This is a genomic window from Marinovum sp. J2-8 (assembly GCF_055808435.1).
Genome location: NZ_JBVVRZ010000002.1, coordinates 13337 through 37725 on the forward strand (window position 1 = coordinate 13337; position 24389 = coordinate 37725).

At 59.2% G+C, this 24389-nt stretch carries 21 protein-coding genes and 4 pseudogenes; 12 read left to right on the forward strand and 13 right to left on the reverse strand.

Annotated elements, in window-relative coordinates:
• Window positions 1-86 precede the first annotated feature (86 nt).
• Complete coding sequence (locus AC0L4F_RS05945) at window positions 87-656, forward strand: hypothetical protein (protein ID WP_244686425.1); 570 nt, start codon at window positions 87-89, stop codon at window positions 654-656.
• Complete coding sequence (locus AC0L4F_RS05950) at window positions 656-1048, forward strand: cell division protein ZapA (protein WP_244686427.1); 393 nt, start codon at window positions 656-658, stop codon at window positions 1046-1048. The genes AC0L4F_RS05945 and AC0L4F_RS05950 overlap by 1 nt, the downstream gene beginning before the upstream one ends.
• 96 nt (window positions 1049-1144) lie before the next feature.
• On the opposite strand, the gene grxD is transcribed toward AC0L4F_RS05950, so the two are convergent.
• The 6 genes and pseudogenes from grxD to AC0L4F_RS05980 all read right to left on the reverse strand — a co-directional run bounded on the left by grxD (window position 1145) and on the right by AC0L4F_RS05980 (window position 6467).
• Complete coding sequence (gene grxD, locus AC0L4F_RS05955; protein ID WP_244686429.1) at window positions 1145-1507, reverse strand: Grx4 family monothiol glutaredoxin; 363 nt, start codon at window positions 1505-1507, stop codon at window positions 1145-1147.
• Window positions 1504-1743: a hypothetical protein gene (locus AC0L4F_RS05960; protein WP_244686432.1), complete on the reverse strand. Its 240-nt coding sequence runs from the start codon at window positions 1741-1743 to the stop codon at window positions 1504-1506. The genes grxD and AC0L4F_RS05960 overlap by 4 nt, the downstream gene beginning before the upstream one ends.
• 4 nt (window positions 1744-1747) lie before the next feature.
• Entirely contained in the window at window positions 1748-1978 is a 231-nt protein-coding gene (locus AC0L4F_RS05965) for a BolA/IbaG family iron-sulfur metabolism protein (RefSeq protein WP_244686434.1), read from the reverse strand.
• A 66-nt stretch (window positions 1979-2044) separates the two neighbouring features.
• Entirely contained in the window at window positions 2045-2914 is an 870-nt protein-coding gene (locus tag AC0L4F_RS05970; protein WP_244686436.1) for a hypothetical protein, read from the reverse strand.
• A 4-nt stretch (window positions 2915-2918) separates the two neighbouring features.
• Window positions 2919-5078 (reverse strand): phosphoribosylformylglycinamidine synthase subunit PurL, encoded by a 2160-nt coding sequence (purL, locus tag AC0L4F_RS05975; RefSeq protein ID WP_244686438.1) that lies wholly within the window; start codon window positions 5076-5078, stop codon window positions 2919-2921.
• Between the two features lie 496 nt (window positions 5079-5574).
• Window positions 5575-6467: pseudogene (locus AC0L4F_RS05980) on the reverse strand (LysR family transcriptional regulator).
• A 167-nt stretch (window positions 6468-6634) separates the two neighbouring features.
• Between AC0L4F_RS05980 and AC0L4F_RS05985 the strand changes: the two are divergent.
• The 8 genes and pseudogenes from AC0L4F_RS05985 to AC0L4F_RS06020 all read left to right on the forward strand — a co-directional run bounded on the left by AC0L4F_RS05985 (window position 6635) and on the right by AC0L4F_RS06020 (window position 15483).
• Window positions 6635-10053: pseudogene (locus AC0L4F_RS05985) on the forward strand (indolepyruvate ferredoxin oxidoreductase family protein).
• A gap of 70 nt (window positions 10054-10123) precedes the next feature.
• Window positions 10124-11004, forward strand: a pseudogene (locus AC0L4F_RS05990) (lysophospholipid acyltransferase family protein).
• A 6-nt stretch (window positions 11005-11010) separates the two neighbouring features.
• Entirely contained in the window at window positions 11011-11823 is an 813-nt protein-coding gene (locus AC0L4F_RS05995) for a glutamate racemase (RefSeq protein ID WP_244686440.1), read from the forward strand.
• A gap of 80 nt (window positions 11824-11903) precedes the next feature.
• Entirely contained in the window at window positions 11904-12932 is a 1029-nt protein-coding gene (gene argC / locus AC0L4F_RS06000; protein ID WP_244686442.1) for an N-acetyl-gamma-glutamyl-phosphate reductase, read from the forward strand.
• Window positions 12933-12947: 15 nt separating this feature from the next.
• Window positions 12948-13390: pseudogene (ccmE, locus tag AC0L4F_RS06005) on the forward strand (cytochrome c maturation protein CcmE).
• A gap of 89 nt (window positions 13391-13479) precedes the next feature.
• Window positions 13480-14097 (forward strand): holin-associated N-acetylmuramidase, encoded by a 618-nt coding sequence (locus AC0L4F_RS06010; protein ID WP_244686444.1) that lies wholly within the window; start codon window positions 13480-13482, stop codon window positions 14095-14097.
• The gene (locus tag AC0L4F_RS06015) at window positions 14088-14630 is read left to right on the forward strand and encodes a holin family protein (RefSeq protein WP_244686446.1); all 543 of its coding nucleotides are present in this window, start codon (window positions 14088-14090) and stop codon (window positions 14628-14630) included. Before AC0L4F_RS06010 ends, AC0L4F_RS06015 begins: the two co-directional genes overlap by 10 nt.
• A 76-nt stretch (window positions 14631-14706) precedes the next feature.
• On the forward strand, window positions 14707-15483 hold the full coding sequence (locus AC0L4F_RS06020; RefSeq protein WP_244686448.1) for an enoyl-CoA hydratase-related protein: 777 nt from the start codon (window positions 14707-14709) through the stop codon (window positions 15481-15483).
• Between the two features lie 78 nt (window positions 15484-15561).
• Here the strand turns inward: AC0L4F_RS06020 and AC0L4F_RS06025 are convergent, their stop codons facing one another.
• Genes AC0L4F_RS06025 through AC0L4F_RS06040 form a run of 4 tightly spaced genes read right to left on the reverse strand, consistent with a single transcriptional unit; the run spans window position 15562 to window position 18566 of the window.
• Window positions 15562-16623, reverse strand: coding sequence for a methyltetrahydrofolate cobalamin methyltransferase (locus AC0L4F_RS06025; protein ID WP_244686450.1), 1062 nt, complete (start codon window positions 16621-16623; stop codon window positions 15562-15564).
• On the reverse strand, window positions 16620-17279 hold the full coding sequence (locus tag AC0L4F_RS06030) for an HAD family hydrolase (RefSeq protein ID WP_244686452.1): 660 nt from the start codon (window positions 17277-17279) through the stop codon (window positions 16620-16622). The genes AC0L4F_RS06025 and AC0L4F_RS06030 overlap by 4 nt, the downstream gene beginning before the upstream one ends.
• An 8-nt stretch (window positions 17280-17287) precedes the next feature.
• The gene (locus AC0L4F_RS06035; RefSeq protein ID WP_244686454.1) at window positions 17288-18217 is read right to left on the reverse strand and encodes a methylenetetrahydrofolate reductase; all 930 of its coding nucleotides are present in this window, start codon (window positions 18215-18217) and stop codon (window positions 17288-17290) included.
• Window positions 18218-18269: 52 nt separating this feature from the next.
• Window positions 18270-18566, reverse strand: coding sequence for a virulence factor (locus AC0L4F_RS06040; protein WP_244686457.1), 297 nt, complete (start codon window positions 18564-18566; stop codon window positions 18270-18272).
• Between the two features lie 319 nt (window positions 18567-18885).
• Here AC0L4F_RS06040 and AC0L4F_RS06045 point away from each other — a divergent pair, with 319 nt between their 5' ends.
• Both AC0L4F_RS06045 and AC0L4F_RS06050 read left to right on the forward strand, forming a co-directional pair.
• Window positions 18886-19998 carry a Ppx/GppA phosphatase family protein gene (locus AC0L4F_RS06045; RefSeq protein WP_244686459.1) on the forward strand — a complete coding sequence of 371 codons (1113 nt, stop codon included), beginning with the start codon at window positions 18886-18888 and terminating at the stop codon, window positions 19996-19998.
• Between the two features lie 155 nt (window positions 19999-20153).
• The gene (locus AC0L4F_RS06050) at window positions 20154-20906 is read left to right on the forward strand and encodes an RlmE family RNA methyltransferase (protein ID WP_244686461.1); all 753 of its coding nucleotides are present in this window, start codon (window positions 20154-20156) and stop codon (window positions 20904-20906) included.
• Window positions 20907-21335: 429 nt separating this feature from the next.
• Here AC0L4F_RS06050 and AC0L4F_RS06055 read toward each other — a convergent pair whose 3' ends face one another.
• From AC0L4F_RS06055 to AC0L4F_RS06065, 3 genes are all read right to left on the reverse strand, one after another.
• On the reverse strand, window positions 21336-22550 hold the full coding sequence (locus tag AC0L4F_RS06055; RefSeq protein WP_244686463.1) for an NADP-dependent isocitrate dehydrogenase: 1215 nt from the start codon (window positions 22548-22550) through the stop codon (window positions 21336-21338).
• A gap of 108 nt (window positions 22551-22658) precedes the next feature.
• Window positions 22659-23888, reverse strand: coding sequence for a multidrug effflux MFS transporter (locus AC0L4F_RS06060; protein WP_244686465.1), 1230 nt, complete (start codon window positions 23886-23888; stop codon window positions 22659-22661).
• 130 nt (window positions 23889-24018) lie between these two features.
• Window positions 24019-24381: a potassium channel family protein gene (locus AC0L4F_RS06065; protein ID WP_244686467.1), complete on the reverse strand. Its 363-nt coding sequence runs from the start codon at window positions 24379-24381 to the stop codon at window positions 24019-24021.
• Between the last annotated feature and the right edge of the window lie 8 nt (window positions 24382-24389).

A 24389-nucleotide genomic window follows, 5' to 3' on the forward strand; every position in this document is an offset into this window, starting at 1 on the left:
GGAAAGGACCGCGAAAAGCGATTCGCAGCAATTTGGGGCAGGCGCCGCGACATCGGACGCGACAACAGGACAGAAAGGCAGAGCATATGGCCGATATTGAGGAGTTGCAGGGCAGGATTACCGCGGCACTTGAACGGATCTCAAAAGGGTTGGATCAGCTTCACCCGGCGCCGGAAACAGACATTGATCCGGCCGAGGTCGCCGAGTTGCGCGCGAAACTGGCAGCAGCGGAAACCGCGGTTGCAGATGAAAAGCTGGCCGGACAGCAGCGCGAAGAACGGATCAAGGCATTGCACAGCAAGCTGGAAGATGCGGAGGCCACGATGAAGGCCCGGCTTGATGCGCAATCCGAAGCCACAGCCCAGGTTGATCTGGAACTGCAGCGACTGCGCCGCGCCAATGAGCAATTGCGCGAAAACAATCGCGCGTTGCGCGATGCCAATGGTGCGGGGCTGACCGATCCGCATTTGATCAACACCTCGATGATTGCCGAGCTGGAGGCATTGAATGCCGACCGCGCCGCCGAAACGGCCGAAGCTGCCGCGATCGAGGCCGCGTTGAAACAGCTTTTGCCGGGGGAAACGCTTGTCCCGAGTGAGCCGCAGGCATCCGGTGAAACAGCCATGGCAGATGACGCCGCAGGGGAGGATCAGTAATGCCCGAAGTGACCATTGAGATTGGCGGTCGGACCTTTGATGTGGCCTGTCAGGCGGGTGAGGAACATTTCCTTCAGGCCGCAGCGTCGATGCTGAACACCGAGGCACGGGTGCTGTCGGATCAGATCGGACGTTTGCCAGAGGCACGCATGTTGCTGATGGCGGGTTTGATGCTGGCGGACAAAACCGCCGGGTTGGAAGATCAGGTGCGCGGCTTGCAGGATCAGCTTTCGGAAATGACCGCGGACCGCGATGCGCTGCGGGATCAACCGGCGCCGGAACGTGAACGGGTCGAGGTGCCAGTGGTGCCCGCAGTTGTGACCGAAACCCTGGCTGAACTGGCGGCACGGGCGGAATCGCTGGCCAGCGAAGTCGAAGAAAAGGCAGGCTAGAACAAGCCCGGTAAAAATAGATACGGTAGAAATAGATACGCGAGAAACAGATACGGGGTGGCTGCGCACCACCCCGTGATTGCGATCTGCGGCGGCTTAGCCGTTTGCTTCGCGGATCTTTTCAGCGGCGTCTTTGTCAAATGTCACGCCGTTGGTTTCGAACATGGTGTCCAGCTCGCCCGAAAGCGTCATTTCAGTGATGATGTCACAGCCGCCGACAAACTCGCCTTTGACATACAGCTGGGGAATGGTCGGCCAGTCAGAGAAATCCTTGATCCCCTGACGGATGCCATCATCGGCCAGGACATTCACGTCCTTGAAATCGACCCCCATGTAATTCAGCACACCCGCCACACGGCTGGAAAATCCGCATTGCGGCATTTCCTTGGTGCCCTTCATGAACAGCACCACGTCATTGGCTGCAACGGTGTCCTGGATTTGGTCTTTGACGTCGGTCATTTGCTTTTTCCCTTCGGAATGAAACGTTTGGCGTATTCCTGTGGATCGCGGGGCACTTTGGTTGTGTGGCTTTGGCCACCCAGACCCGAGGAATATTGTGTATGAAGAACATGGTAACCCGAGCCGGGTTCGCTGCCGCGCGTTTTGCCCTGGTCCGCCCGGATCGCGCGACGGGCCAACAACACTGTTACCCCGAAAATCGCCACCCCCAGCAGGGTCAAAAGCACCGCATCCATGGCGCTAGCCCGGTGCGCGCGTGGTCAGCGCCAGCGCGTGCAATTCACCACTGTCGAGCTTGGCCCGGATGGCGGCGTTCACGGCGCGTTGCTGTTGCACGCGGTTCATGCCGCGAAAGCTCTCGTCGATCACCTCGGCGGCAAAATGCTGGCCATCATCGCCCTGAACGATGATTTTGGCATCGGGAAAGGCATGACGGATCAGGCTTTCGATTTCGGTCGCATCAATTGGCATATGGTGGTCCCTTGGAGTTTGGACAGAATTTAAGGTTGGGGCGGCGGGATGGCAAGTGGCCAGTGTTCACGGGCGCAGGAGCGTTGCGATGCCCCGGGTGGCAATCTTGTCGAGGTCTTCTGCGTAACGCTCTGACATGGCGCGCAATTCCGCGTCGTTCCACGGTTGAAACGGCGGATTTTCAGGGCCTTTGGGAAAGCGCGCCAGCGCATCTGCGGTCGTCTCTTTGGTTACCTGGCCTTGGCGGGCCAGAAATTCCAGCGCTGCGGCGGAAAAGCCGGGATTGGCGGCGCTGTCCTGCATTGTCACCTTGGCCGCGGCCGCGCCGATGCAATGGGTCAGGACAGCGGGCACCACGGCGGGATAATCCTCATACCGCCAAAGGAAAAGCGGTGTATCCCCAATGGCTTGTCGCAATCTCTTGACCAGTTTCCACCAGCTGAGCTGTGTCACGTCGGTCTGGCCCAGATAGTTGCGGAATGGGCGGAAAGCATGGCCTTTCATGTTTTCTTGCCAGGCCGAGACAAGGAAACTGTCGGGGCTGCGGATGGCCATGCCAACGCGGATGTCGTGGTCGGGAAACAATTGCAGCACACGTTTCAGACGGCCGGGCGCGAATTTGTAGAATTGATTGTCATCCAGCCCCATGTCCGGGGCCAAAGTCGGGCTGACAATGTTTTCGTTCATCAAAACGATGTCCGTTGCATCGCCCGCCTGTTTTGCCAAAAAGCCATCTGCCGCAAGCGCCAGAAGTGCGGGATCGGCGCGGCCCCGCAGCAGGTTGGACAGCGGCAGGATATCCGCGCCGATTGGCATCGGGCCGATCACGCCAACCCCCTCGGGGGCCAGCGCCGCACGATTGGCCACCAACGAACGTTGCAGATGGGTCGAGGCGGTCTTGTGCGCGCCAATCAGAAAGGTAAGCCGCCGCGCCATGCACTTATGCGAACAGGGTGGGCAATGTGGCGCGCGACAGGGCGCGCAAATCCGCAACCGGGGCCGAAGAGGCGCCGATGGTGATCTCGCTGCCGGTGAAACGCCCGACACTGGTCAATGTCACCTCGGCCTTGCCCGCAGCAATCATCAGCGCTTCGGCCTTGTCGAAACTACAGGCGATAAGGTAACGCGCCTGATCTTCGCCAAACAGCCGCGGCGTGTCGGTGACATCCAGCGTCAGGCCGACATCGCCAGCCTCGGCCAGATCATAGGCGGCCAGCACCATGCCGCCGTCGGAAATATCGGTGCAGGCGTCAATCCAGTCGCGATTGTCACGGATGAAATCCCCGGCGCGGCGCTCGGCGTCAAGATCAACATGCGGCGCATCGCCATCGGTGCGGTTAAACACCTCGGCCAGAAGGGCGGAACGGCCCAGATGGCCCTCGGCCTCGCCCAGCATCAAGAGCACATGCCCCTCGCGCGCGGTGCCGCAAATGGCCTGGTCCGCGTCTTCGATCAGACCCACCGCGCCAATGGTGGGGGTTGGCAGGATGCCGGTGCCGTCGGTTTCATTGTAAAGCGATACGTTGCCCGACACGATGGGCATGTCGAGTGCCTTGACCGCTTCGCCGATGCCCTTGATCGCGCCCACGAACTGGCCCATGATTTCGGGTTTCTCGGGGTTGCCAAAGTTCATGTTGTCGGTGGTGGCCAATGGTTTGGCCCCGACAGCGGTGAGATTGCGATAGGCTTCTGCCACCGCTTGCTTGCCGCCCTCAAACGGGTTGGCGAACACATAGCGCGGCGTCACGTCAGAGGTGAAGGCCAGCGCCTTGGGCGTGCCATGCACCCGGATGATACCAGCGCCAAGACCAGGAACGCGGATCGTGTCGGCCATCACCTGGCTGTCGTATTGTTCGAACACCCAGTTGCGGGCAGAATAGTTGGGCGAGGCAAGCAGCGCCTTCAGCCCGTCGATGCCATCAATTTCCGGCACATCGGCCAGCGCTTCGGCGGGCGGGGTTTCCACCCAGGGACGGTCATATTCCGGCGCGGTGGAGGCCAGTTGCGACAGCGGCAGATCGGCCTTGGTCTCGCCATTGTGTACGATCAGGAAACGATCCTCGGCAATGGTTTCGCCGACAATGGCAAAATCGAGATCCCATTTGTCAAAGACCGCCTTGGCCACTGCTTCCTTTTCCGGGCGCAGCACCATCAACATGCGTTCCTGGCTTTCCGACAGCATCATTTCATAGGCGGTCATGTTCTCTTCGCGCACTGGCACCAATTCAAGGTCAAGCCGGATGCCCAATTGCCCCTTATCGCCCATTTCAACGGCGGAACAGGTGAGGCCCGCCGCGCCCATGTCCTGAATGGAAATCACAGCGCCGGTTTGCATCAGCTCCAGCGTCGCCTCCATCAGGCGTTTTTCGGTGAAGGGATCGCCGACCTGTACGGTGGGGCGCTTTTCCTCGATCGTGTCGTCAAATTCGGCGCTGGCCATGGTGGCGCCGCCGACGCCATCACGACCGGTTTTGGCACCGAGGTAGACAACCGGCATACCGACGCCGGAGGCGGCGGAATAGAAAATCGCATCGGTGTCGGCCAGACCGGCGGCAAAGGCGTTCACAAGGCAGTTGCCGTTATACGCCGGATCAAAACGCAGCTCGCCGCCGACGGTGGGCACGCCGAAACAATTGCCGTAACCGCCCACGCCCTCGACCACGCCATTGACCAATTGTTTGGTCTTGGGGTGGGACACCTCGCCAAAGCTGAGAGAGTTCATTGCCGCAATCGGGCGGGCACCCATGGTGAACACATCGCGCAGGATACCACCGACGCCGGTGGCCGCGCCTTGGTAGGGTTCGATATAGGACGGGTGGTTGTGGCTTTCCATCTTGAAGACCACACATTGACCATCGCCGATATCGACGATCCCGGCGTTTTCCCCCGGGCCACAGATAACCTGTGGTCCTTCGGTCGGCAGGGTGCGCAGCCATTTCTTGGACGACTTGTAAGAACAATGCTCGTTCCACATGGCCGAAAAGATGCCAAGCTCGGTAAAGCTGGGGGTGCGGCCGATGATGTCGAGAATGCGGTCGTATTCGTCCGGCTTCAGCCCATGTGATGCAATCAATTCGGGGGTGATGGCTGGCTCTTGCATAGACGTTTGATCCCTGGGGCTGCGGTTTGGCCGGTGTTTACGCCATGGGCGTGCGCGGGGCAATGCGGGTTTCACCGCGCGATTTTGTCTCGGGCAGATTTGTTGGCCCATGCTGGGCAAGGGCAGCCCGGTCAAAACGGTTCCAGGCGGGCGATCAGACGGGCGTCCGGTTGGTGTATCGGTCACCGGGGCCGGGTCGTGAAAATGGGGGACTGTCGGCAATATGCGCAGTGTCGCGGCGTTACGCAGACCTGCCAATGAATTGAGCGCAAAAAAAGGCCGAGCACTAAGCTCGGCCGAAGTCCAACAGGGAGGTATGAAATTGTCCAAGCTTGCGCCGTTCAATTTCATAAAGCGGAAATAATGGGCGAGGTGCGAACGATCAAGACTTTTCATGTCGCGCATGCAGCATAGTTGATATGCGTTGCACGCATACCTCATTCATGAAGTGCCAAAATGATGAACATTCGCCCCGATCACGGGGGCGGCGGCAGGCCTATCCGCGCATCTGGCGGCGATGGGCGATAATCTCTTCCTGAACAAAGTCACGAAAGGCCGCGATCCGGCGCGATTGTCGCAATTCTTCGGGATAGGCAAGGAAAACAGGGATTTCGCTGCTTTCTTCGTCGTCCAGAACACGGACGACCGATGGGAAATCTTCGATGACATAATGCGGCAACACGCCGATCCCCAGGTCGTTGAGCACGGCCTGAAGCACACCAAAGTAATTGTTCACGGTCAAGGTCGAGCGCACATCGTTGGTCAGCAGCATCTGAACAAAGCTTTGACCGGCACCAACCTGGGTGGAATGGTGCGCTGGCAGATCAATCTGTGGCTGGCCAGATCATCAAGCGACTTTGGTGTTCCGTATTTCGCCAGATAGGCGGGGGTCGCATAAAGCCGCATCCAGACGCTCATCAAGCGTTTGCGCACCAGATCGGCCTGGCTTGGTTCCTTCATGCGGATGGCGACATCGGCCTCGCGCATGGGCAGATCCAGCACCCGTTCTTCCAGCATCAGGTCGATGTTGAGATCGGGGTATTTTTCATAAAGCTTCGCCAGACGCGGCGCCAACCAAAGCGAGCCAAAGCCGGTGGTCGTGGTCACCCGCAGGCTGCCAAACACCTCTTCTTCGCTGTCACGGATCCGCGCAGAGGCGGCATCCAGCCGTTTTGCCATCGACGACGTCGCGTCGAACAACAATTCACCCTGCTCCGTTAGAATCAATCCGCGGGCATGGCGGTGGAACAGCGTCGTGTTCAGGCTTTCCTCAAGCGCGCGAATTTGACGCGACACCGCAGATTGCGACAGATGAAGTACATCCCCCGCATGCGTCAGGCTGCCGGCGTCCGCCACGGCGTGAAAGATTTTGAGTTTATCCCAATCCATACCAATAACTTTCGTGTTGGTTGCGGCATAGTAATGCAAGAAATGTCTGTAAAGCATTGATGTGGCGCTAACATGGGAAAATTCCATAAATTTCCCTCGTAAGGTCAGTTATTATGACCTATTATCGCACTATATCAATGCACAGCCAGCCACCTTGGGAGGGGTCCATGAGCGAGCAGAGAATTTCCCTGAATGATAAATTCGACCTGACGAAATCGCCGGTGTTGTTGAACGGCACCCAGGCTTTGGTGCGGTTGATGCTGGCCCAAAAGGCGCGGGATGTGGCGGCAGGGCATTCGACGGCGGGCTATGTCACCGGCTATCGCGGCTCGCCTCTGGGGGCGGTGGATCTGCAAATGACCAAGGCCGCCAAATGGCTGGCCGGGTCGGATGTGACGTTTAACCCCGGCCTGAACGAAGATCTGGCCGCCACCGCGCTTTGGGGCGCACAACAGGCGGAATTGCGGGGCGAAGGCAAGTTCGACGGTGTGTTCGGCATGTGGTACGGCAAGGGCCCCGGCGTGGACCGGTCCGGCGACGTGATGCGCCACGCCAATATGGCGGGCACATCGGCGCTTGGCGGGGTGCTGATGGCGATGGGCGACGATCATACCGGCGAAAGCTCGACCGTGCTGCACCAATCGGAATGGGCGCTTGTGGATGCCTATATGCCAGTGGTCAGCCCGGCGGGCGTGCAGGAAATCCTTGACTACGGTCTCTATGGCTTTGCTCTTTCGCGATTTTCCGGGCTTTGGGTTGGTCTGAAAACCATGAAGGATACAATCGAAACCACGGCCGTGGTCGATGGCGATCCCCATCGGTTGAATTTCGTTCTGCCAAAATTCGATATGCCCGAGGGCGGGTTGAACATCCGGTTGGGGGACACCCCCCATGCCCAGGAAACCCGGATGATTGACTACAAACGCTTTGCCGCCGAGGCATTTTCCCACGCCAACAAGATGGACAAACGCGTCTGGGGCAAGCCGGGGGCCAAGATCGGTTTTGTGGCTGCGGGCAAGAACTGGCTTGATCTGCAACATGCGCTGGCGCTGCTTAATGTGACCGAGGCCGAGGCCGAGCGGCTGGGCATCACGACCTATAAGGTCGGCCAGACCTTTCCGCTGGATATGCAGGGGTTCCATGATTGGGCGGAAGACCTCGATCTGGTTGTGATCGTTGAAGAAAAACGCAAACTGATCGAAGTGCAGGTCAAAGAAGCGATCTTTGACGACCGTCAGGGGCGCCGGGTGTATGGCTGGTACAAGGGCGGCGCTGGCGGGATGCATCGCGACGAGTTGTTTCCGACGCGCGGCGCGCTTGACCCGATCTGGATCGCCGAGAAACTGGGCAATATCCTGATCGAAGAAGGGCGCGGCACCGACGGCATTCGCGCCGGTCTGGCCGCGTTGAACGAGGCGCGCGCCGGTGACAATGCCAGCGAAATCGCGTCGCGACTGCCGTATTATTGCGCGGGCTGTCCGCATAACTCGTCCACCAAGGTGCCGGAAGGGTCGCGCGCCTATGCCGGGATTGGTTGTCACTATATGGTGCAATGGATGGACCGCGAAACCACCGGGTTCACCCATATGGGCGCCGAAGGGGCGAACTGGATCGGCGAGGCGCCGTTTTCCAAGACCGGCCATGTGTTCCAGAACCTCGGCGACGGGACGTACAACCACTCGGGCTCGCTTGCGATCCGGGCGGCTTTGGCGGCCGGGACCAATATCACCTATAAAATCCTTTATAACGACGCGGTTGCCATGACCGGCGGCCAGCCGAATGAAGGCGAGTTGTCGCCCTATCGTATCGTGAACGAGATCAAGGCGATGGGGGTGAAGGATATCTTTGTCGTCTATGACGAAAAAGAAGATGTTGACCTGAAGAAGTTCCCGCAAGGCATTGAAATAAAAGAACGTGCCGACATGGAATTGGTGCAGAAACAATGCCGCGAGATCAAGGGCGTGTCGGCCATCGTCTATATCCAGACCTGTGCCGCCGAAAAACGTCGTCGCCGCAAGCGCGGGCAATTCCCCGACCCGGACAAACGGGTGTTCATCAACAAAGACATCTGTGAGGGCTGTGGTGATTGCGGGGTGCAATCAAACTGTGTTGCCATCGTGCCGGAAGAGACCGAATTGGGCCGCAAGCGGGCGGTGGATCAATCGGCCTGTAACAAGGATTTCTCTTGTCTCAAAGGGTTTTGCCCGTCGTTCGTGACGGTCGAGGGCGCAACCGTGAAAAAGGGCGCGACCCAGGAATTGGACCTGCCGGATCTGCCTGAACCGGTCCTGCCGGCGATTGACGGTACGTTCAATGTGGTGATCACCGGTGTCGGCGGCACCGGCGTTGTGACCATTGGCGCGGTAATGGCGCAAGCGGCGCAGCTGGACGGCAAAGGCGCCGGCATGATGGAAATGGCCGGTCTGGCGCAAAAGGGCGGCGCGGTGCATATCCATTGCCGTTTGGCCAACAAACCCGGTGATATTTCCGCCATTCGCGTCGCAACCGGCGAAATGGACACGCTGATCGGTGGTGATTTGGTGGTTTCTGCCGGGGCCAAGACCATCGGCCTGATGCGCACCGGGCGCACCGGCGGTGTGGTCAACAGCCACGAAATCATCACTGGGGATTTCACCCGAAATACCGAATTTTCCATTCCTTCCGACAGGTTGCAGCTTGCACTTGAGGCCCGGCTGAAAGACCGCGTGACGCTGTTCGATGCATCGGAACTGGCGCGGGCGGTGATGGGGATTCGATTTATTCCAACATGATCCTGTTCGGCGCGACCTGGCAAAAGGGGTTTGTGCCGCTGACCGAAGGGGCCATCATGACCGCAATCGAAATGAACGGTCAGGCAGTCGAACGCAACAAACGTGCCTTTGCCATTGGCCGTTGGGCGGCGCTGCACCCGGAAGAGGCCGACAAGCTGGGCCAGCCGAATGTGGTGGCCTTGCCGAAATCGCTGGAGGAAAAAATCGCGTTCCGCGCCGACCATCTTGTGGCTTATCAGGGCAAGGGGTTGGCCAGACGCTATACCAAACGTCTGGACGGGATCAGCGATCCGGAGCTGCGCGAAGCGGTGGCAATGGGGTATCATAAGCTTCTGTCTTACAAGGACGAATACGAAGTTGCGCGGTTGATGCGTGACAGTCGCGACAAGGCCCGGGGCACGTTTGAGGGCGACTTCAAGATGACCTTCCATCTGGCGCCCCCAATCCTGAGCCGGATGGGATCGGATGGTCGCCCGGTGAAGCGGATGTTTGGCGAATGGCTTCTGGGCCCGATGAAGGTTTTGGCGCGGATGAAACGCCTGCGCGGCACGCCGCTGGATATTTTCGGCTATTCGGAAGAACGCCGGATGGAGCGGTCCCTGATCAAGCAATACGAGCGCGATTTGGACGAGGTGCTGGCGAAGCTAGACGCCAATACGCGTGATGCGATCATCGCGCTTGCCCGGCTGCCGCTTGATATTCGTGGTTTTGGCCCGGTCAAACAAAAGAACGAAGCCAAGGCCGCCAAACAGCGCGAAGCATTGCTGGCGGTGATCCGCAGCGGCGGGCCGGAAATGAAACGTGCGGCAGAGTAACGTCGCAATTTACTTGGAAGCTGGCCAAAAAGCGATGTAAGTAAGGAGAAAACCAAAAAAGGGTCATGCCATGCCGAGCAAGCGGCAGGTCGCCAGTGACATCTCTTATGCCTATTCCGCGCAAACACGCGGCGGTCGGGCCATGATCCGATTGATGGAGAATGCCACCGGGCGACTGGGCCTGATCAAACGCGCCGACGGCTATGAAAAGGCCGTCGCGCAAGGCCAGAATTTTTGGCAGGTTATCGTAGAGCGTTACGGTCTGGGGCTGGATGTTGTTCAAGGGTCATTGGACAATATCCCCCAGAATGGACCGTTGATCGTGATTGCCAATCATCCCTATGGTATTCTGGATGGTTTGATGTTGGGCCATATCCTGTCGGTGGCGCGCGGCGATTTTCGCATTCTGGCGCACAAGATTTTCCGCAAGGCCGAAGAGCTGGACCGGATTATCCTGCCGGTGGACTTTTCCGAGACCAAAGATGCGGTCATGACCAATATCGAAACCCGCAAGACCGCGATGTCCTATTTGGCGGGGGGCGGCGCGATTGGCATCTTTCCCGGTGGAACGGTGTCGACGGCGACCAAACCGTTCAGCCAGGGCCGATGGATCCCGGTTGGCGCACCTTTACTGCGCGGTTGATTGCCAAATCCGATGCGGCGGTGGTGCCGATCTATTTTGACGGCCATACCTCGCGGTTGTTTCAATTGGCCAGTCATATGCACAATACGTTGCGGATGGGGTTGTTGATTCAGGAATTCCGCCGCCGTGTGAATACGCCGGTGCGGGTGTCCATCGGCACCCCGATTGATCGTGCGGAATTGAATGCGCGGGCCAAAGATGGCCGTGCCATGATGGATTATCTGCGTCAGGCCACGTATGAACTGTCGCCAACACCCTATGAATCCTATGAATACGGGTTCGAGTTTGAGGAGCGGCACAGGTCGTAAACGCGCATGGCAGTTGGAATTTTTGACAGTGGACTGGGTGGTTTGACAGTATGGGAGGTGCTGGCGAACCGCCTGCCTGATGTGCCGTTTACCTATTATGCCGACAGCGCGCATGCGCCTTATGGCGTGCGCACCGCCGATGATATTCACGATCTGACCAAGGCTGCGGTGACGGCTCTTTGGGACAGTGGCTGTGATCTGGTGATCCTGGCCTGCAACACCGCCAGCGCGGCATCGTTGCGCCGCATGCAAGAGGCCGGTGTGCCGCATGGCAAACGCGTTCTGGGTGTTTTTGTGCCGATGATCGAGGCCCTGACCGAGCGGCAATGGGGCGATCAATCGCCCCCGCGTCAGGTGTCGTTGCAACATGTGGCGCTGTTTGCCACCCCGGCCACCGTGTCCAGCAGGGCGTTCCAGCGCGAACTGGCGTTTCGTGCCATTGGCGTCGATGTCGAGGCCCAGGCCTGTGGCGGCGTGGTGGATGCCATCGAAGAGGGTGATCTGATCCTGGCCGAGGCGCTGGTCCGCAGCCATGTTGATGCCCTGAAACGCAAGATGCCGACCCCCCAGGCGGCGGTGTTGGGCTGTACCCATTATCCGCTGCTGGAAGAGGTGTTTCAGGACGCGCTTGGCCCGGATGTCATGGTGTTCAGTCAGGCCAATATCGTGGCGGAAAGCCTGGCAGATTACCTGACACGCCATCCGCATATGATCGGCGGCGGTGCGGCCACGCAATTCCTGACCACCGGCGATCCGGCCAAGGTCAGCCAGGGGGCGACCCGGTTCCTGCGACGAAAGATAGATTTCCTCAAAGCCTGAATTCAGCCACATGCGTGATTTGCCCCTAGGAAGTGGGGGATTGGCACGATATGTCCTCAATCCCGAGCGGGAGACCCAAAATGACCAAGAAAATCGCCATTATCGGCGCGTCCGGCTATACTGGTGCCGAACTGGCCCGGATTATTGCCACCCATCCAGAGTTGGAAATTGCCGCATTGGCCGCCGACCGTAAGGCCGGAATGAAAATGGCGGATGTGTTCCCACATCTGCGCCACATGGCGTTGCCCGATCTGGTCACCATTGGCGAGATTGATTTTTCGACCATCGACCTCTGTTTTTGCGCCTTGCCGCACAAGACCAGCCAGGAAGTGATCCGCGACCTGCCGAAAAGCTTGAAGATCGTTGATCTGTCAGCGGATTTCCGGCTGCGCGATCCGGCGGATTATGAAAAATGGTACGGCAATCCCCATGCCGCCCTGGATCAACAGGATGAGGCGGTTTACGGCCTGACCGAGTTTTATCGCGACCAGATTGCAACTGCGCGGCTGGTTGCCGGCACGGGCTGTAACGCCGCAACCGGGCAATTTGCCCTGCGGCCGCTGATTGCGGCCGGGGTTATTGGGCTGGATGACATCATCCTTGATATGAAATGCGCGGTGTCGGGCGCGGGCCGCAGCCTGAAGGAAAACCTGCTGCATGCCGAATTGAGCGAGGGCTACAATGCCTATGCCGTCGGTGGCACGCATCGGCATCTGGGTGAATTTGATCAGGAATTCAGCGCCTTGGCGGGCAGGGAGGTCAAGGTGCAATTCACCCCGCATCTGATGCCGGCCAACCGCGGTATCCTTGCCACCACCTATGTCAGTGGCGATGCGGCGCAGGTGCACGACACTTTTGTGCAGGCCTATGCCGATGAACCCTTCCTTGAGGTGCTGCCCTTTGGTCAAACCCCCAGCACCCATAATGTGCGCGGTTCGAACTTTGTCCACGTCGGTGTGACCGGGGATCGGATTGCCGGGCGGGCGATCGTTATTGTCGCACTCGACAATTTGACCAAGGGTTCCTCTGGACAAGCCATTCAAAACGCCAATCTTATGTTGGGGATCGAGGAAACCGCCGGGCTGATGATGGCGCCGCTGTTTCCGTAACAGACGCGAGGCGACATGAAGAACCTGAAGAAGCAACGCCGTATTCAGATCGTTGCGGTTGCCGCCGTGGCACTGGCGCTGGCCACCGGGCTTATCGGTTATGCGATGAAGGACGGCATCAATTTCTTTCGCTCGCCAACCCAGGTGGTCGAAGACCCGCCGCGCGAATCAGAAGTGTTCCGCATCGGCGGTCTGGTCGAAGAAGGCTCTATCAGCATGGGCGGCGACAATCGCGTACAGTTCCGTGTGACCGATGGAAATGCGATTGTCCCGGTCAGCTATCAGGGATTTTGCCGGATCTCTTTGCCGAAAATCAGGGCATGGTCGGCACCGGAAACTACATCAACGGTGTCTTTGAAGCCTCTGAAATTCTTGCAAAACATGATGAAAAATACATGCCGCGCGAAGTGGTGGATGCCCTGAAGGAACAAGGCGTCTATCAAGAGCCCGAAGGATAATCCCGGTTCGACCACCGAACGCCCAGATGAGCCGCCATTAACCGAAACGTCGCCAGATTTGCCGTGAACAACAGGCAAGTGAGGCGAAGATGCTGCAACATTCTGTCCGGCAAATTGCCGATGAAATTGTCGCCCGCGAAGGCGGCTATGTGAATGATCCCGACGATCCCGGTGGCGCGACAAATCATGGTGTGACCATCCATACCATGCGCCGGTTGGGGCTGGATCTGGACGGCGATGGCGACGTCGATGTGCAGGACGTGCAAAAACTTGGCCGCGATCAGGCGGTGGATATCTTTGTCCGCCATTACTTTATCCGGCCCGGTATTTCGCAACTGCCGACCAGCATTCAGGCCAGTGTGTTTGACATGTATGTCAACGCCGGCGCCAATGCGGTGAAAATCCTGCAACGGCTGTTGCGTGACATGGGCCATGACGTGGCGGTGGACGGCGCGATTGGACCCCAGACCGCTGCAGCGGCTGCGCAGGCCGAATTGAACGGCGCGCGTTACTTTGCGGATGCCTATGGGATTGCGCGGCGCAACTATTACTTTCGCCTCGCGGATCAGCGCCCCAACAGCCGCAAATTCGCCCGCACGCGCGCCGGGGGCAAAGGCGGCTGGATCAAACGGGCCGAGGAATTTGTCTCGCCACGGTATCACCTCAGTCAGACTGAATTTGAACGGCGGGTGGCGGCATGGCATTGATGGAACGGCTTTTGTCACTGGTGTTTGGCGGCGGGCGCAACGTGTTGGCCGAAACGGTCGAGGTGTTTCGCGAAAATGCCGAAAATGGCGCAGATCGCCAATCCGCGCTGCACACCGCCACTTTGGAACAATTCGGCAAGGAGTTCCGCGTCGTGCGCCGGGGCTGGTTCGATCGGCTGATGGATGCAGTCAATCGCTTGCCACGTCCGGCGCTGGCCTTGGGGACGCTGGGGCTTTTCGTGTCGGCGATGGTCGATCCGATCTGGTTTGCGGCGCGGATGCAGGGGATTGCGCTGGTGCCGGAACCGCTTTGGTGGCTTCTGGGCGCCATTGTCAGCTTCTACTTCGGGGCCCGCCATCAGGCCAAGGGCCAGGAATTCCGGCGCGAGTTGGCGCAAACCGTATCCCGGGTGCCGGATGTGGTGGAAAACCTGCGCCAGCTGGAAGATATGGCCGAGCCCGGAACTATCGACAATGCCACGCCGCGGGATAGCAATCCAGCGCTGGAAGACTGGCGCCGCGCCGCAGCGTAACGCTGCGTTTTCTCTGGTCAGTCCCCGGCCTTTGCGCCAGTCTCGCCTCCGAATCCGGGACAAAGGGGCGCAGGCCATGAAGTACGATACAATCACGCTGGAGATCGCCGATGACATTGCGGTTCTGACATTGAACAGACCCGATGTGAAAAACGCGCTCAACACCCAAATGCGGGCTGAAATCCTCGATGCGGTACGCGCCTGCAGCGACAAGGCACGTGCATTGGTGATGACGGGCGCGGGCACATCGTTCTGTTCCGGTCAGGACCTTGGCGACGCGCGTTCTGCGGCGGCGATGGACCTGGAGCGGGTGCTGCGCGACGAATATGTGCCCATGCTGCGGGCGATCTACGATTGCCCGATCCCGACCATCAGCGCCGTTAACGGTGCGGCGGCGGGTGCAGGGGCCAATCTGGCACTGGCGGCGGATGTGGTGATTGCCTCCGAAAGCGCGTTTTTCCTTCAGGCCTTTACCCGTATCGGTCTGATCCCTGATGCTGGCGGCACCTATTGGCTGCCTCGGCAAATGGGCACGGCCAAGGCCATGGGCGCGGCTTTGTTCGCGGACAAGATCACCGCCACGCAGGCCAGCGACTGGGGCATGATCTGGGAGGCTGTTGCAGACGACGCCTTTGCCGATCATTGGCGGGCCCGCGCATTGCATCTGGCCAAAGGTCCGGGTGCCGCCTATGCCCATCTGAAACAGGCGATCCGGGGCTCGTTTGACAATACTCTGGACGAACAATTGCTGCTCGAAGCGCGCCTGCAAGGCAAATGCGGCAAGACCCGCGACTTCAAGGAAGGCGTGTTGGCCTTTATGGAAAAACGCCCGGCGGAATACGAAGGCCGCTGAGTGCGCTCTGGGCTATCAGCTTCATCTGACTAAAAATATCCCGGGGGTCCGGGGGCAGCGCCCCCGGGTTCCGTGACGTCAGGCGCGACGGCGGCGTCCACCGCTGCGCCCGCTACGGCCACGGCCTTCCTGACCGGCTTTCACCGGCAGTTTGTTGGCCGCAATCCAGGCCCCGCCATGGGCATCATTGTCGGTCAGAAGATTGGCGGCGCGGATCGCCTCCATCTCGCTGCCGGGACGGGCCTGCATCGACCCCAGCCCAAACAACGTCACAAAGGTCTCGTCGTCGATTTCCGCAGGCAGGATGATGCCGGCAGCTTCGACTTCGGCCTTTTTCGCTGCAATCCTGGCTTGTGTCACGGGCATCGCCACCGGGTTCATGATCGCACTGGTCATGCCGGCGCCCATGGCCATCGGCAGAAACGCATTGTTGATGCCGTGGCGGTTGGGCAGCCCAAAAGAGATGTTTGACGCGCCACAGGTGGTGTTCACGCCCAGCTCATCGCGCAAACGACGCACCAGGGTGAAAACCTGTTTGCCTGCGGTTGCCATGGCCCCAATCGGCATCACCAGCGGGTCGACCACGATGTCATGGGCCGGAATGCCGAAATCGGCGGCGCGTTCGACGATCTTCTTGGCCACGGCAAAACGCACATCCGGGTCTTCGGAAATCCCGGTGTCGTCATTGGAAATGGCCACCACGGGCACATTGTATTTCTTCACCAGCGGCAGCACGAATTCCAGCCGCTCTTCTTCGCCGGTTACGGAATTCAGCAGCGGGCGGCCTTCGCAGACCTTCAATCCGGCCTCAAGCGCCGCAGGCACAGAGCTGTCGATGCAGAGCGGCACGTCAACCAGCCCCTGAACCATTTCCAGGATCTTGGTCATCAGCGGCGGTTCGGTTTCATTCGGATTCGGGTTGGAGTTGTAGACAACGCCGGCATTGATATCGAGGATATTTGCCCCGGCGGCGACCTGTGCCAGCGCGTCTTTTTCCACGGTTGAAAAATCGCCCGCTTCAAGCTCTGCTGCCAGTTTCTTGCGTCCGGTCGGGTTGATACGCTCGCCGATCACACAGAACGGTTCGTCAAATCCGATGACGGCGGTTTTGGTTTTTGACTCGACAATCGTGCGGGTCATATCAATGCTCCTGTAAGGCGCGCCAGAATGGCCGGCAGCGCGGGATCGGTGAAATCTTGCAAGGTCTCGAAGGCGCCAGCCTGGCGCAGGGTCTCGTCGTCCAGCGCGGAGCGGATGCCGACGCTATAAGCGCCAGAGGCCCGCGCCGCACGCATCCCCGATGGGCTGTCCTCGAATGCGATGGCACTGCTGGGCGAAACGCCAAGTTGCCGCATCGCTTCGATATAGGGGTAGGGGTCGGGTTTGCCGCGCGGGCATTCCTCGCCAATCACGATCACGTCGAAGTATTGGCGCAGGCCAATTGCATCCAGCATCGCCTCGGCGTTCAGCCGCATGGCGTTGGTCACGATCGCCCGTGGCCAGTCATTTGCAACCGCCTCTTTCACCAATGCGGTCACACCGGGCATCGCCGGATAGGGGCGCGGCAGACGGTCGCGAAACTGGGCCTCTTTCCAGTCGCTCAATCCCTGTGGGTCCGGTTCATCCGGCAGAAAATCCGCGTAGATGTCGACGTTCAGCCGCCCATGCATATCGCGCATATAGCCTTCGTCGGTCAGATCCATGCCGCGCGACGCCCAAAGTTCCTTGTAGACCTGAATATGGATTGGGTCGGAATTCAACATCGTCCCATCAAGATCGAAAAGCAGCGTCGGCATGTTATTCCTCAGTCCCCGGTCACGGGTTTGCTGGCGTTGCCGCCATGGTTCGTGGCCCATTCAGAACTTGCCGTGATCCCGCCCAGCGGGAAAAAATGCAAGGCCTCGACGTTAAAGTCGGGATGGGCCGCCTTGTGATTGGCGAGGTCGGTGATCACATCCATCGGCGCATAAGGCAAGAGCAGCTTGGTCACATCCATCGCCCGTTTCTGCAAAACCTTCAACGACGGTCCCACGCCACAGGCAATGGCGAATTTGATCAGGGTCTGCAATTTGGCTGGACCGGCCACACCGACATGGATCGGCAGGGTGATACCGGCGGCGCGCACCCCATCGGCCCAGGCAATGATCGGCGCCGCTTCAAATGCAAATTGCGTCACCAGCGCCATATCGGCATCGGTGGTTTCGCTGAATTTGTTTTTCCAACGCAGGGCGGCTTCGACATTGGCGTTAGAGCCGTCAAGGTCGATGTCGCGGTTGCCTTCGGGGTGGCCCGCCACATGCAGCCGTTTGAACCCGGCGCGGTCAAACAATCCGGTTTCCAGAAGCTGCATGGAATTGTCGAAATCCCCCTGCGGCTCCTTCACGCCACCGGCCAGCAAGAGCGCCTGGTTCACACCAGCCTCGCCCTGATACATGGCGATCCAGTTTTCCAACGTGGCGCGGTCCCGAATGATGCGGGCGGGGAAATGCGGCATGACCGTAAAGCCATCATTGGCCAAACGGCGGGCGGTGGCCACCATGTCGTCGATGGGGGTGCCGTCGATATGGGCGATATAGACGCGGGTGCCCGGCGCCAGGAGGTCGCGGAAATCGCTGATCTTTTGCGCGGTGCGCGGCATGACCTCGATCGAATAGCCATCAATGAAATCGGCAACCACCGGCGAAGAGGTGGCGATCATCGGTGTGTCACGCCGTTTGAAGTTCAACAAAGCCATTGCGGCCCCCCTTATGGTGCGCAGGGTACTGCGTCTGCGCGACAGCCGGGTCTCAGGCCCAGCCATCATTGGCAATCAGGGTCTTTATCCGATCCTGATCATATTCACCGTCCAGTCGCGCGGCCTCGGCCTTTGCGACATCTGCGGCGTCTCCGTCGACCGGGTAAGGGGGGGCTTTGCGCCATTCGGCCAGATAGGCATCGGTGTCGGCGGCGCCGACCTTCATTGCGGCACGGTCAATGGCCTGTTCGAAACGTTCGGGCAGCGGCACCTTGGCGGCGCGGCGGCCTTTGCCAACGATGACCTGGGCCGGAATGTCCCGCCAGTAAACCACTGTCACATCAGCCATTTGATTCCCCTTTTCCGATAATCCCTGAATAAGTCAGGGGGGATTTGCGCCACGTTCCAATTTCGACCGAACACCGCTGATCCGCGACCTCGGTTTGGCCCAATGGACGATTTCGCATGGATAGGCGGTTGCGATCCGCGAAGGAACCCAAGGCGCAGCTCATAATATTCATGCAGAACATGAGTGTGGCTCATGTCGGGTGGTAAAAGGGTCTGTGCGATCTGTCACAAAGAATTAAGGCCAGACCCAGATGGCCGCTTGCACGCCAGCAGGGTCGTGCCTATCCTCAAAGGCAACACGATACTCGGAGGGCGTTACAATGGCGTCCAGGCGTCCCAAAGGTGCGGGCGCTTTCCCGAAACCGGTAGAGAGCCCCGCGCCACGACCGCCCGCTCCGGACGCGCTTTATGCTGCGCTGGATTTGGGCACGAACAGTTGCCGCATGTTGATTGCCCAGCCAAAGGGCAGTCAGTTCCATGTGGTCGATAGTTTCTCCAAATCCGTGCAACTCGGGTCTGGGCTGGAACGATCCGGACGGTTGAGCCGCGCCTCTATCGGGCGCACGGTTCAGGCGATGCGAATCTGCGGCCAGAAGCTGCGGCGGCATAAGGTGCAGAACATGCGTCTTGTGGCGACAGAGGCCTGTCGCCGCGCCAAAAACGCCCGCGATCTGGTGAAATATGTCCAACGCGAAACCGGGCTTCAGCTTGAGATTATTGAACCGGAAGAAGAAGCGCGGCTAGCCGTGATTTCCTGTGCGCCGCTGGTCAGCACCAAGACCGATCAATTGCTGGTGGTGGATATTGGCGGCGGTTCGACCGAATTGGTGTGGATTGATTTGTCGGCGGTGCCCAATCAGGACCGACCGCGCGCGATCATGCGGCTGCACACCGGGTTTCAGAATGCCGGCAGCCCGTTTCCGGTGGCGCGGGTGGTGGATTGGATTTCCGTGCCGCTTGGCGTTGCCACCCTGCGCGACCAATTCAACGATGTCGAAGACGATGCGGCGCGCTATGCGTTGATGTCGTGGTTCTTTGAGGAAAACCTCGCTGATTTTGCGCCGTACAAGGATGTGCAGGCGCGGGAGGGTTTTCAGATTGTCGGCACCTCTGGCACTGTGACCACGGTGGCCGCCAGCCATTTGGGGTTGAAGCGCTATGACCGGACCAAGGTGGATGGTCTGCGGATGAGTTCGGATCAGATCGACAAGGTGATCAACCAATATCTGGAGTTGGGCCCGGAGGGGCGGCGCAAAGATCCGCGGATCGGGCAGGATCGTCAGGCGCTGATCATGTCAGGGGCGGCGATTTTGCAGGCGTTGTTGCGGTCCTGGCCGACGGATCGGCTGTCGGTGGCGGATCGGGGTTTGCGTGAGGGGCTGCTTTATGCGCAGATGTCGGCGCATGGGGTGTTGGAAGACGGGCCGTATTGAGATTTCCACCGCAGTTTGATACTGCGCCGCTTTGACAATGAGCGCTCTGCGCGCTTTAGGAGCCCTTCGGGCGGAGTTTGGGGGCGTTGCCCCCGTCGCGCAAGCGCGACTCCCCCAGGATATTTTTGAACAGAAGAAGCATCGAGGGCGACGTAATGGCCAAGAAACCCACAGGAAAGTCGCCCACGGGCAAGAATACATCCGGGCGCGGGCAGCGTGATTTGACGGTCAAGGTCAAGACCGCGCGCGGGCGCACCCTGTCTTCGACCCGTTGGTTGCAACGGCAATTGAACGATCCTTATGTCAAACGCGCCCAGACCGAGGGATACCGGGGGCGTGCGGCGTTCAAGATCCTTGAGCTGGACGAGAAATATCGGTTTTTGGTGCCGGGCGCCCGGGTTGTCGATCTGGGCTGTGCGCCGGGGGGATGGTGTCAGGTGGCGGTGAAGCGCATCAATGCGCTTGGCGAACGCTCAGGCAAGGCGGTTGGCACGATCCTCGGGATTGATTTGCAGGAGATCGAGCCGATTGCCGGGGCGGAATTGCATGTGCTCGATTTTCTGGATGAGGGTGCGGATGATCAGGTCAAGGCCTGGTTGGGCGGCAAGGCGGATGTGGTGATGTCCGACATGGCGGCGTCGTCGTCCGGGCACAAACAGACCGACCATTTGCGCATCATGCATCTGTGTGAAACTGCGGCCTATTTCGCATTTGACGTGCTGGACGAGGGCGGCACATTTGTGGCCAAGGTTCTGGCTGGCGGTGCCGAGGGCGATTTGCAGAAGCTGTTGAAGCAGAATTTCACCAAGGTGGTGAATGTGAAACCGCCCAGTTCGCGCGCGGATTCCAGCGAAAAATTTGTTGTCGCCACCGGATTTCGGGGCGGCACAGGGACATCTGACATTTAGCGGTGACATCCGACATCCAGAGGATTTGTCAAAGCTTGAACGAGAAAGGCCTGCCGGGTGTGAGAGCGGGGCCGGCCTTTGGCTGTGGAGAAACGCGCAGTTGGCTGTGGAGAAACGCGCAGGCGGATCAGTCTTCTTCTGGTGCCAGGATGACACGGAAGATCACACAATCCAATGCGGCCATCACCGCGAGACCAAGCAGAACGATCATCAAAATTCCCTCGTTTGACAGTGAGGGTAGGTTAGATTTTCGCCGCATTCCTGACAAGGTTTACGCCGAATTGTGGCGAAATTTCAGCATCTTGTCCTCTGATCTTTGCGTGACGGGAAAAGGTTGGCCATAAGGCGTCTGATTGCCGCGAAATTGGAAACAGCCGGTGGATGGAATGTGGCGGAAACGTGGCGACGGCGATTGTCGCCACGTTTGATTCAGCCCTTGAGCGCCTTGTTGAGGTTTTCGTCGATCTTTTCCAGGAACCCCATGGTGGTCAGCCATTTTTGATCCGGTCCGACAAGAAGCGCCAGATCCTTGGTCATATGGCCGCTTTCCACTGTGTCGATGATCACCCGTTCCAATGTTTCGGCAAAGGCGCGCAATGCGACGTTTTCGTCCAGCTTCGCGCGGTGTTTCAACGCGCCGGTCCAGGCATAGATCGAGGCAATGGAATTGGTTGACGTGCTTTCGCCTGCCTGGTGTTGGCGATAGTGGCGGGTGACGGTGCCATGGGCGGCCTCGGCCTCGACGATCTTGCCATCGGGGGTCATCAGCTGCGAGGTCATCAGGCCAAGCGAGCCATAGCCCTGGGCCACGGTATCGGATTGCACGTCGCCGTCATAGTTCTTGCAGGCCCAGACAAAGCCGCCGTTCCATTTCAGCGCACAGGCCACCATGTCGTCGATCAGCCGGTGTTCGTACCAGATGCCCTTTTCCTTGAATTTGGCTTCGAACTCCTCTTCGAAGACCTGCTGGAACAGATCCTTGAACCGACCGTCATAGGCCTTGAGGATGGTGTTTTTGGTCGACAGATACACCGGCCAACCGAGGTTGAGGCCGTAGTTGAGCGAGGCGCGGGCGAAATCAATGATCGACGCATCGAGGTTGTACATGCCCATGGCGACGCCGGCGCCGGGGGCGTCGAACATTTCCTCTTCGATCACGGTGCCGTCGGCGCCTTCGAATTTGATCGTCAGCTTGCCGGGGCCGGGATAGCGGAAGTTCGTCGCCTTGTACTGATCACCAAAGGCATGGCGCCCGACCACGATCGGCCGGGTCCAGCCGGGCACAAGCCGGGGCACGTTGCGGCAGATGATCGGCGCGCGGAACACCACGCCACCCAGAATGTTGCGGATGGTGCCATTGGGCGAGGGGTACATGCGTTTGAGGCCAAATTCCTCGACCCGCTGTTCGTCCGGGGTGATGGTGGCGCATTTCACGCCGACGCCGACCTCCTGGATCTTGTGAGCGGCGTCGAATGTGATCTGGTCATCGGTGCGGTCGCGCTCTTCGATGCCCAGATCATAATAGAGCAGATCCACATCAAGGTAGGGGGTGATCAGTTTCTTTTTGATGAAGTCCCACATGATGCGGGTCATCTCGTCACCGTCGAGTTCGACGATGGGATTGTCTACTTTGATCTTGGTCATCGGGGCCTCATTGAGTTGGGTCACGGAATTCGGCGTCTTGGGTCATTGCTAGCGCATAACCCACCCTCAGCGAAACATTGTATACTGATGTATGCCGTTTTTCCGCACCTAGGCGGCCGCATCTTTCGCTTGAGTGTCGCGCATTTCAGCACGCCGCAGGAAGACCATCAAAATTGTGCCAATCGAGGCAAAGACCAACACCCCCAAGATCAGCGGCGTTGGCGTGCCGTCAAAGGCAAGCCCGACCGGCACCGCCAGCGCCACCGAAATCACCGTCGACACCGCACCAATGACGCTTGCGGCCAGCCCGGCGATATGACCCACCGGTTCCATCGCCAGCGCATTCAGATTGCCCAGACACATACCGGTCTGAAAAAACACGCCGATTTGCCAGATGACAAAGATTGAAAAATGCAGTGTTTCGCCCAGCGGCATTTGCATCAGGATCACCGCCACCGATGACAGGCCGACCTGAACCAACAGGGTCAGGGTCACCAGAAACCGCATGCCCAGTTTCAGCACCAAAGCGGAGTTCAGGAAACCGGATGTCCCGGCGACCAATGCGATGAAGCCGAACCACAGGTGAAAGGTCGCCCCGTGGTCAAAGGCCTGATCAAACACCTGTTGCGTGCTGGACAGGACCGAAAACAACATCGCCGCGACAAAGGATTGCGCCGCGATGCCAATGACCACGGCACGGTTGGTCATGATTTCGGCTGTGCCGCGCTTCAGGGCGCCAAGGGTCAAGGGCCTGCGGTGCTCGACCGGCAGCGGTTCCGGCAAGCGCAGGTGCATCCAAAGTGTCGATGCAAGGCAGAACACGACAAACATCAAGAAAACGGCGCGCCAGCCTGCCCAGGAAATCAAGAGCGCCCCGATGGTCGGTGCAAAGGCCGGGATCAGGGTGAAGATGATCATCACAAAGGACATCAAACGCGCCATTTCACGGCCCGCATAGAGATCGCGGACAATCGCCAGCGTGACAATCCGCGGGCCTGCGGCCCCAAGCCCCTGGATCACACGGGCATAGATCGCCATTTCCAGCGTCTGTGCCTGCCAGGCCAACAGCGCCCCAAGGATATAGATTGCCCCCCCGGCCACAATCACCGGCTTGCGTCCGAACCGATCGGACAAAGGCCCGGCAAACAGCGTGCCGATCCCCATGCCAAAGATGAAAGAGGTCACAATCAACTGGGCACGGTTGGGATTGTCGGGACTCAGCTCTGCGGCGATCTGCGCCATGGCGGGCAACATGGCGTCGACGGCCAGCGCAATTGTTGCCACCAGAATTGCCATCATGGCGACAAATTCAACTTGGGAAATGCGTTGACCGGGCATGCACACACCTATGTGACGCGCCGCTTCTGCGGGCGTGTGGGGGGTGGTGTGGGGCTATTTCAGGCAGAGCAGCGGGTCAAGGAATAGATGATTGTGCGAAAATGCACCATTAATCGCGCTATGCGTGAAACTATCGGCGCGATTCGGCCTTGCCGCTTGGGGTGTCGGTGTTGGCGGGCGTGTTGTTTTTATGGCCAAGCTGCGCCATCAGCCACTCTGTATGTTCATTGCGTTTGCGCAGGGCAAACTGGCCAAATTGCTGAATTGTTACCGCAAAAACCCCGAGACCGAGGAAAATGAATACAGTTGTTCCTATTTTTCCCAGCGCCGTGGCGGGCACCAGGCTGCCGTAGCCGACGGTCGACAGGGTCACCACGGTGAAGAAATAGGAATCCAACCACGACCAGCCTTCGGCAAACCGAAAAAACACCGTGCCGGCCACCACCAATCCGGCCAGGGTGACCACCAGTGTCAAAATGCGCAGCGGATGCATCTGGTTTC

What these genes read in the sequence shown, in the direction of transcription:
- AC0L4F_RS05945 (WP_244686425.1), top strand. Translation starts at nt 87, where the DNA reads ATGGCCGATATTGAGGAGTTGCAGGGCAGGATTACCGCGGCACTTGAA.
- AC0L4F_RS05950 (WP_244686427.1), top strand. Translation starts at nt 656, where the DNA reads ATGCCCGAAGTGACCATTGAGATTGGCGGTCGGACCTTTGATGTGGCC.
- grxD (WP_244686429.1), bottom strand. Translation starts at nt 1,507, where the DNA reads ATGACCGACGTCAAAGACCAAATCCAGGACACCGTTGCAGCCAATGAC.
- AC0L4F_RS05960 (WP_244686432.1), bottom strand. Translation starts at nt 1,743, where the DNA reads ATGGATGCGGTGCTTTTGACCCTGCTGGGGGTGGCGATTTTCGGGGTA.
- AC0L4F_RS05965 (WP_244686434.1), bottom strand. Translation starts at nt 1,978, where the DNA reads ATGCCAATTGATGCGACCGAAATCGAAAGCCTGATCCGTCATGCCTTT.
- AC0L4F_RS05970 (WP_244686436.1), bottom strand. Translation starts at nt 2,914, where the DNA reads ATGGCGCGGCGGCTTACCTTTCTGATTGGCGCGCACAAGACCGCCTCG.
- purL (WP_244686438.1), bottom strand. Translation starts at nt 5,078, where the DNA reads ATGCAAGAGCCAGCCATCACCCCCGAATTGATTGCATCACATGGGCTG.
- AC0L4F_RS05995 (WP_244686440.1), top strand. Translation starts at nt 11,011, where the DNA reads ATGGCAGTTGGAATTTTTGACAGTGGACTGGGTGGTTTGACAGTATGG.
- argC (WP_244686442.1), top strand. Translation starts at nt 11,904, where the DNA reads ATGACCAAGAAAATCGCCATTATCGGCGCGTCCGGCTATACTGGTGCC.
- AC0L4F_RS06010 (WP_244686444.1), top strand. Translation starts at nt 13,480, where the DNA reads ATGCTGCAACATTCTGTCCGGCAAATTGCCGATGAAATTGTCGCCCGC.
- AC0L4F_RS06015 (WP_244686446.1), top strand. Translation starts at nt 14,088, where the DNA reads ATGGCATTGATGGAACGGCTTTTGTCACTGGTGTTTGGCGGCGGGCGC.
- AC0L4F_RS06020 (WP_244686448.1), top strand. Translation starts at nt 14,707, where the DNA reads ATGAAGTACGATACAATCACGCTGGAGATCGCCGATGACATTGCGGTT.
- AC0L4F_RS06025 (WP_244686450.1), bottom strand. Translation starts at nt 16,623, where the DNA reads ATGACCCGCACGATTGTCGAGTCAAAAACCAAAACCGCCGTCATCGGA.
- AC0L4F_RS06030 (WP_244686452.1), bottom strand. Translation starts at nt 17,279, where the DNA reads ATGCCGACGCTGCTTTTCGATCTTGATGGGACGATGTTGAATTCCGAC.
- AC0L4F_RS06035 (WP_244686454.1), bottom strand. Translation starts at nt 18,217, where the DNA reads ATGGCTTTGTTGAACTTCAAACGGCGTGACACACCGATGATCGCCACC.
- AC0L4F_RS06040 (WP_244686457.1), bottom strand. Translation starts at nt 18,566, where the DNA reads ATGGCTGATGTGACAGTGGTTTACTGGCGGGACATTCCGGCCCAGGTC.
- AC0L4F_RS06045 (WP_244686459.1), top strand. Translation starts at nt 18,886, where the DNA reads ATGGCGTCCAGGCGTCCCAAAGGTGCGGGCGCTTTCCCGAAACCGGTA.
- AC0L4F_RS06050 (WP_244686461.1), top strand. Translation starts at nt 20,154, where the DNA reads ATGGCCAAGAAACCCACAGGAAAGTCGCCCACGGGCAAGAATACATCC.
- AC0L4F_RS06055 (WP_244686463.1), bottom strand. Translation starts at nt 22,550, where the DNA reads ATGACCAAGATCAAAGTAGACAATCCCATCGTCGAACTCGACGGTGAC.
- AC0L4F_RS06060 (WP_244686465.1), bottom strand. Translation starts at nt 23,888, where the DNA reads ATGCCCGGTCAACGCATTTCCCAAGTTGAATTTGTCGCCATGATGGCA.
- AC0L4F_RS06065 (WP_244686467.1), bottom strand. Translation starts at nt 24,381, where the DNA reads ATGCATCCGCTGCGCATTTTGACACTGGTGGTCACCCTGGCCGGATTG.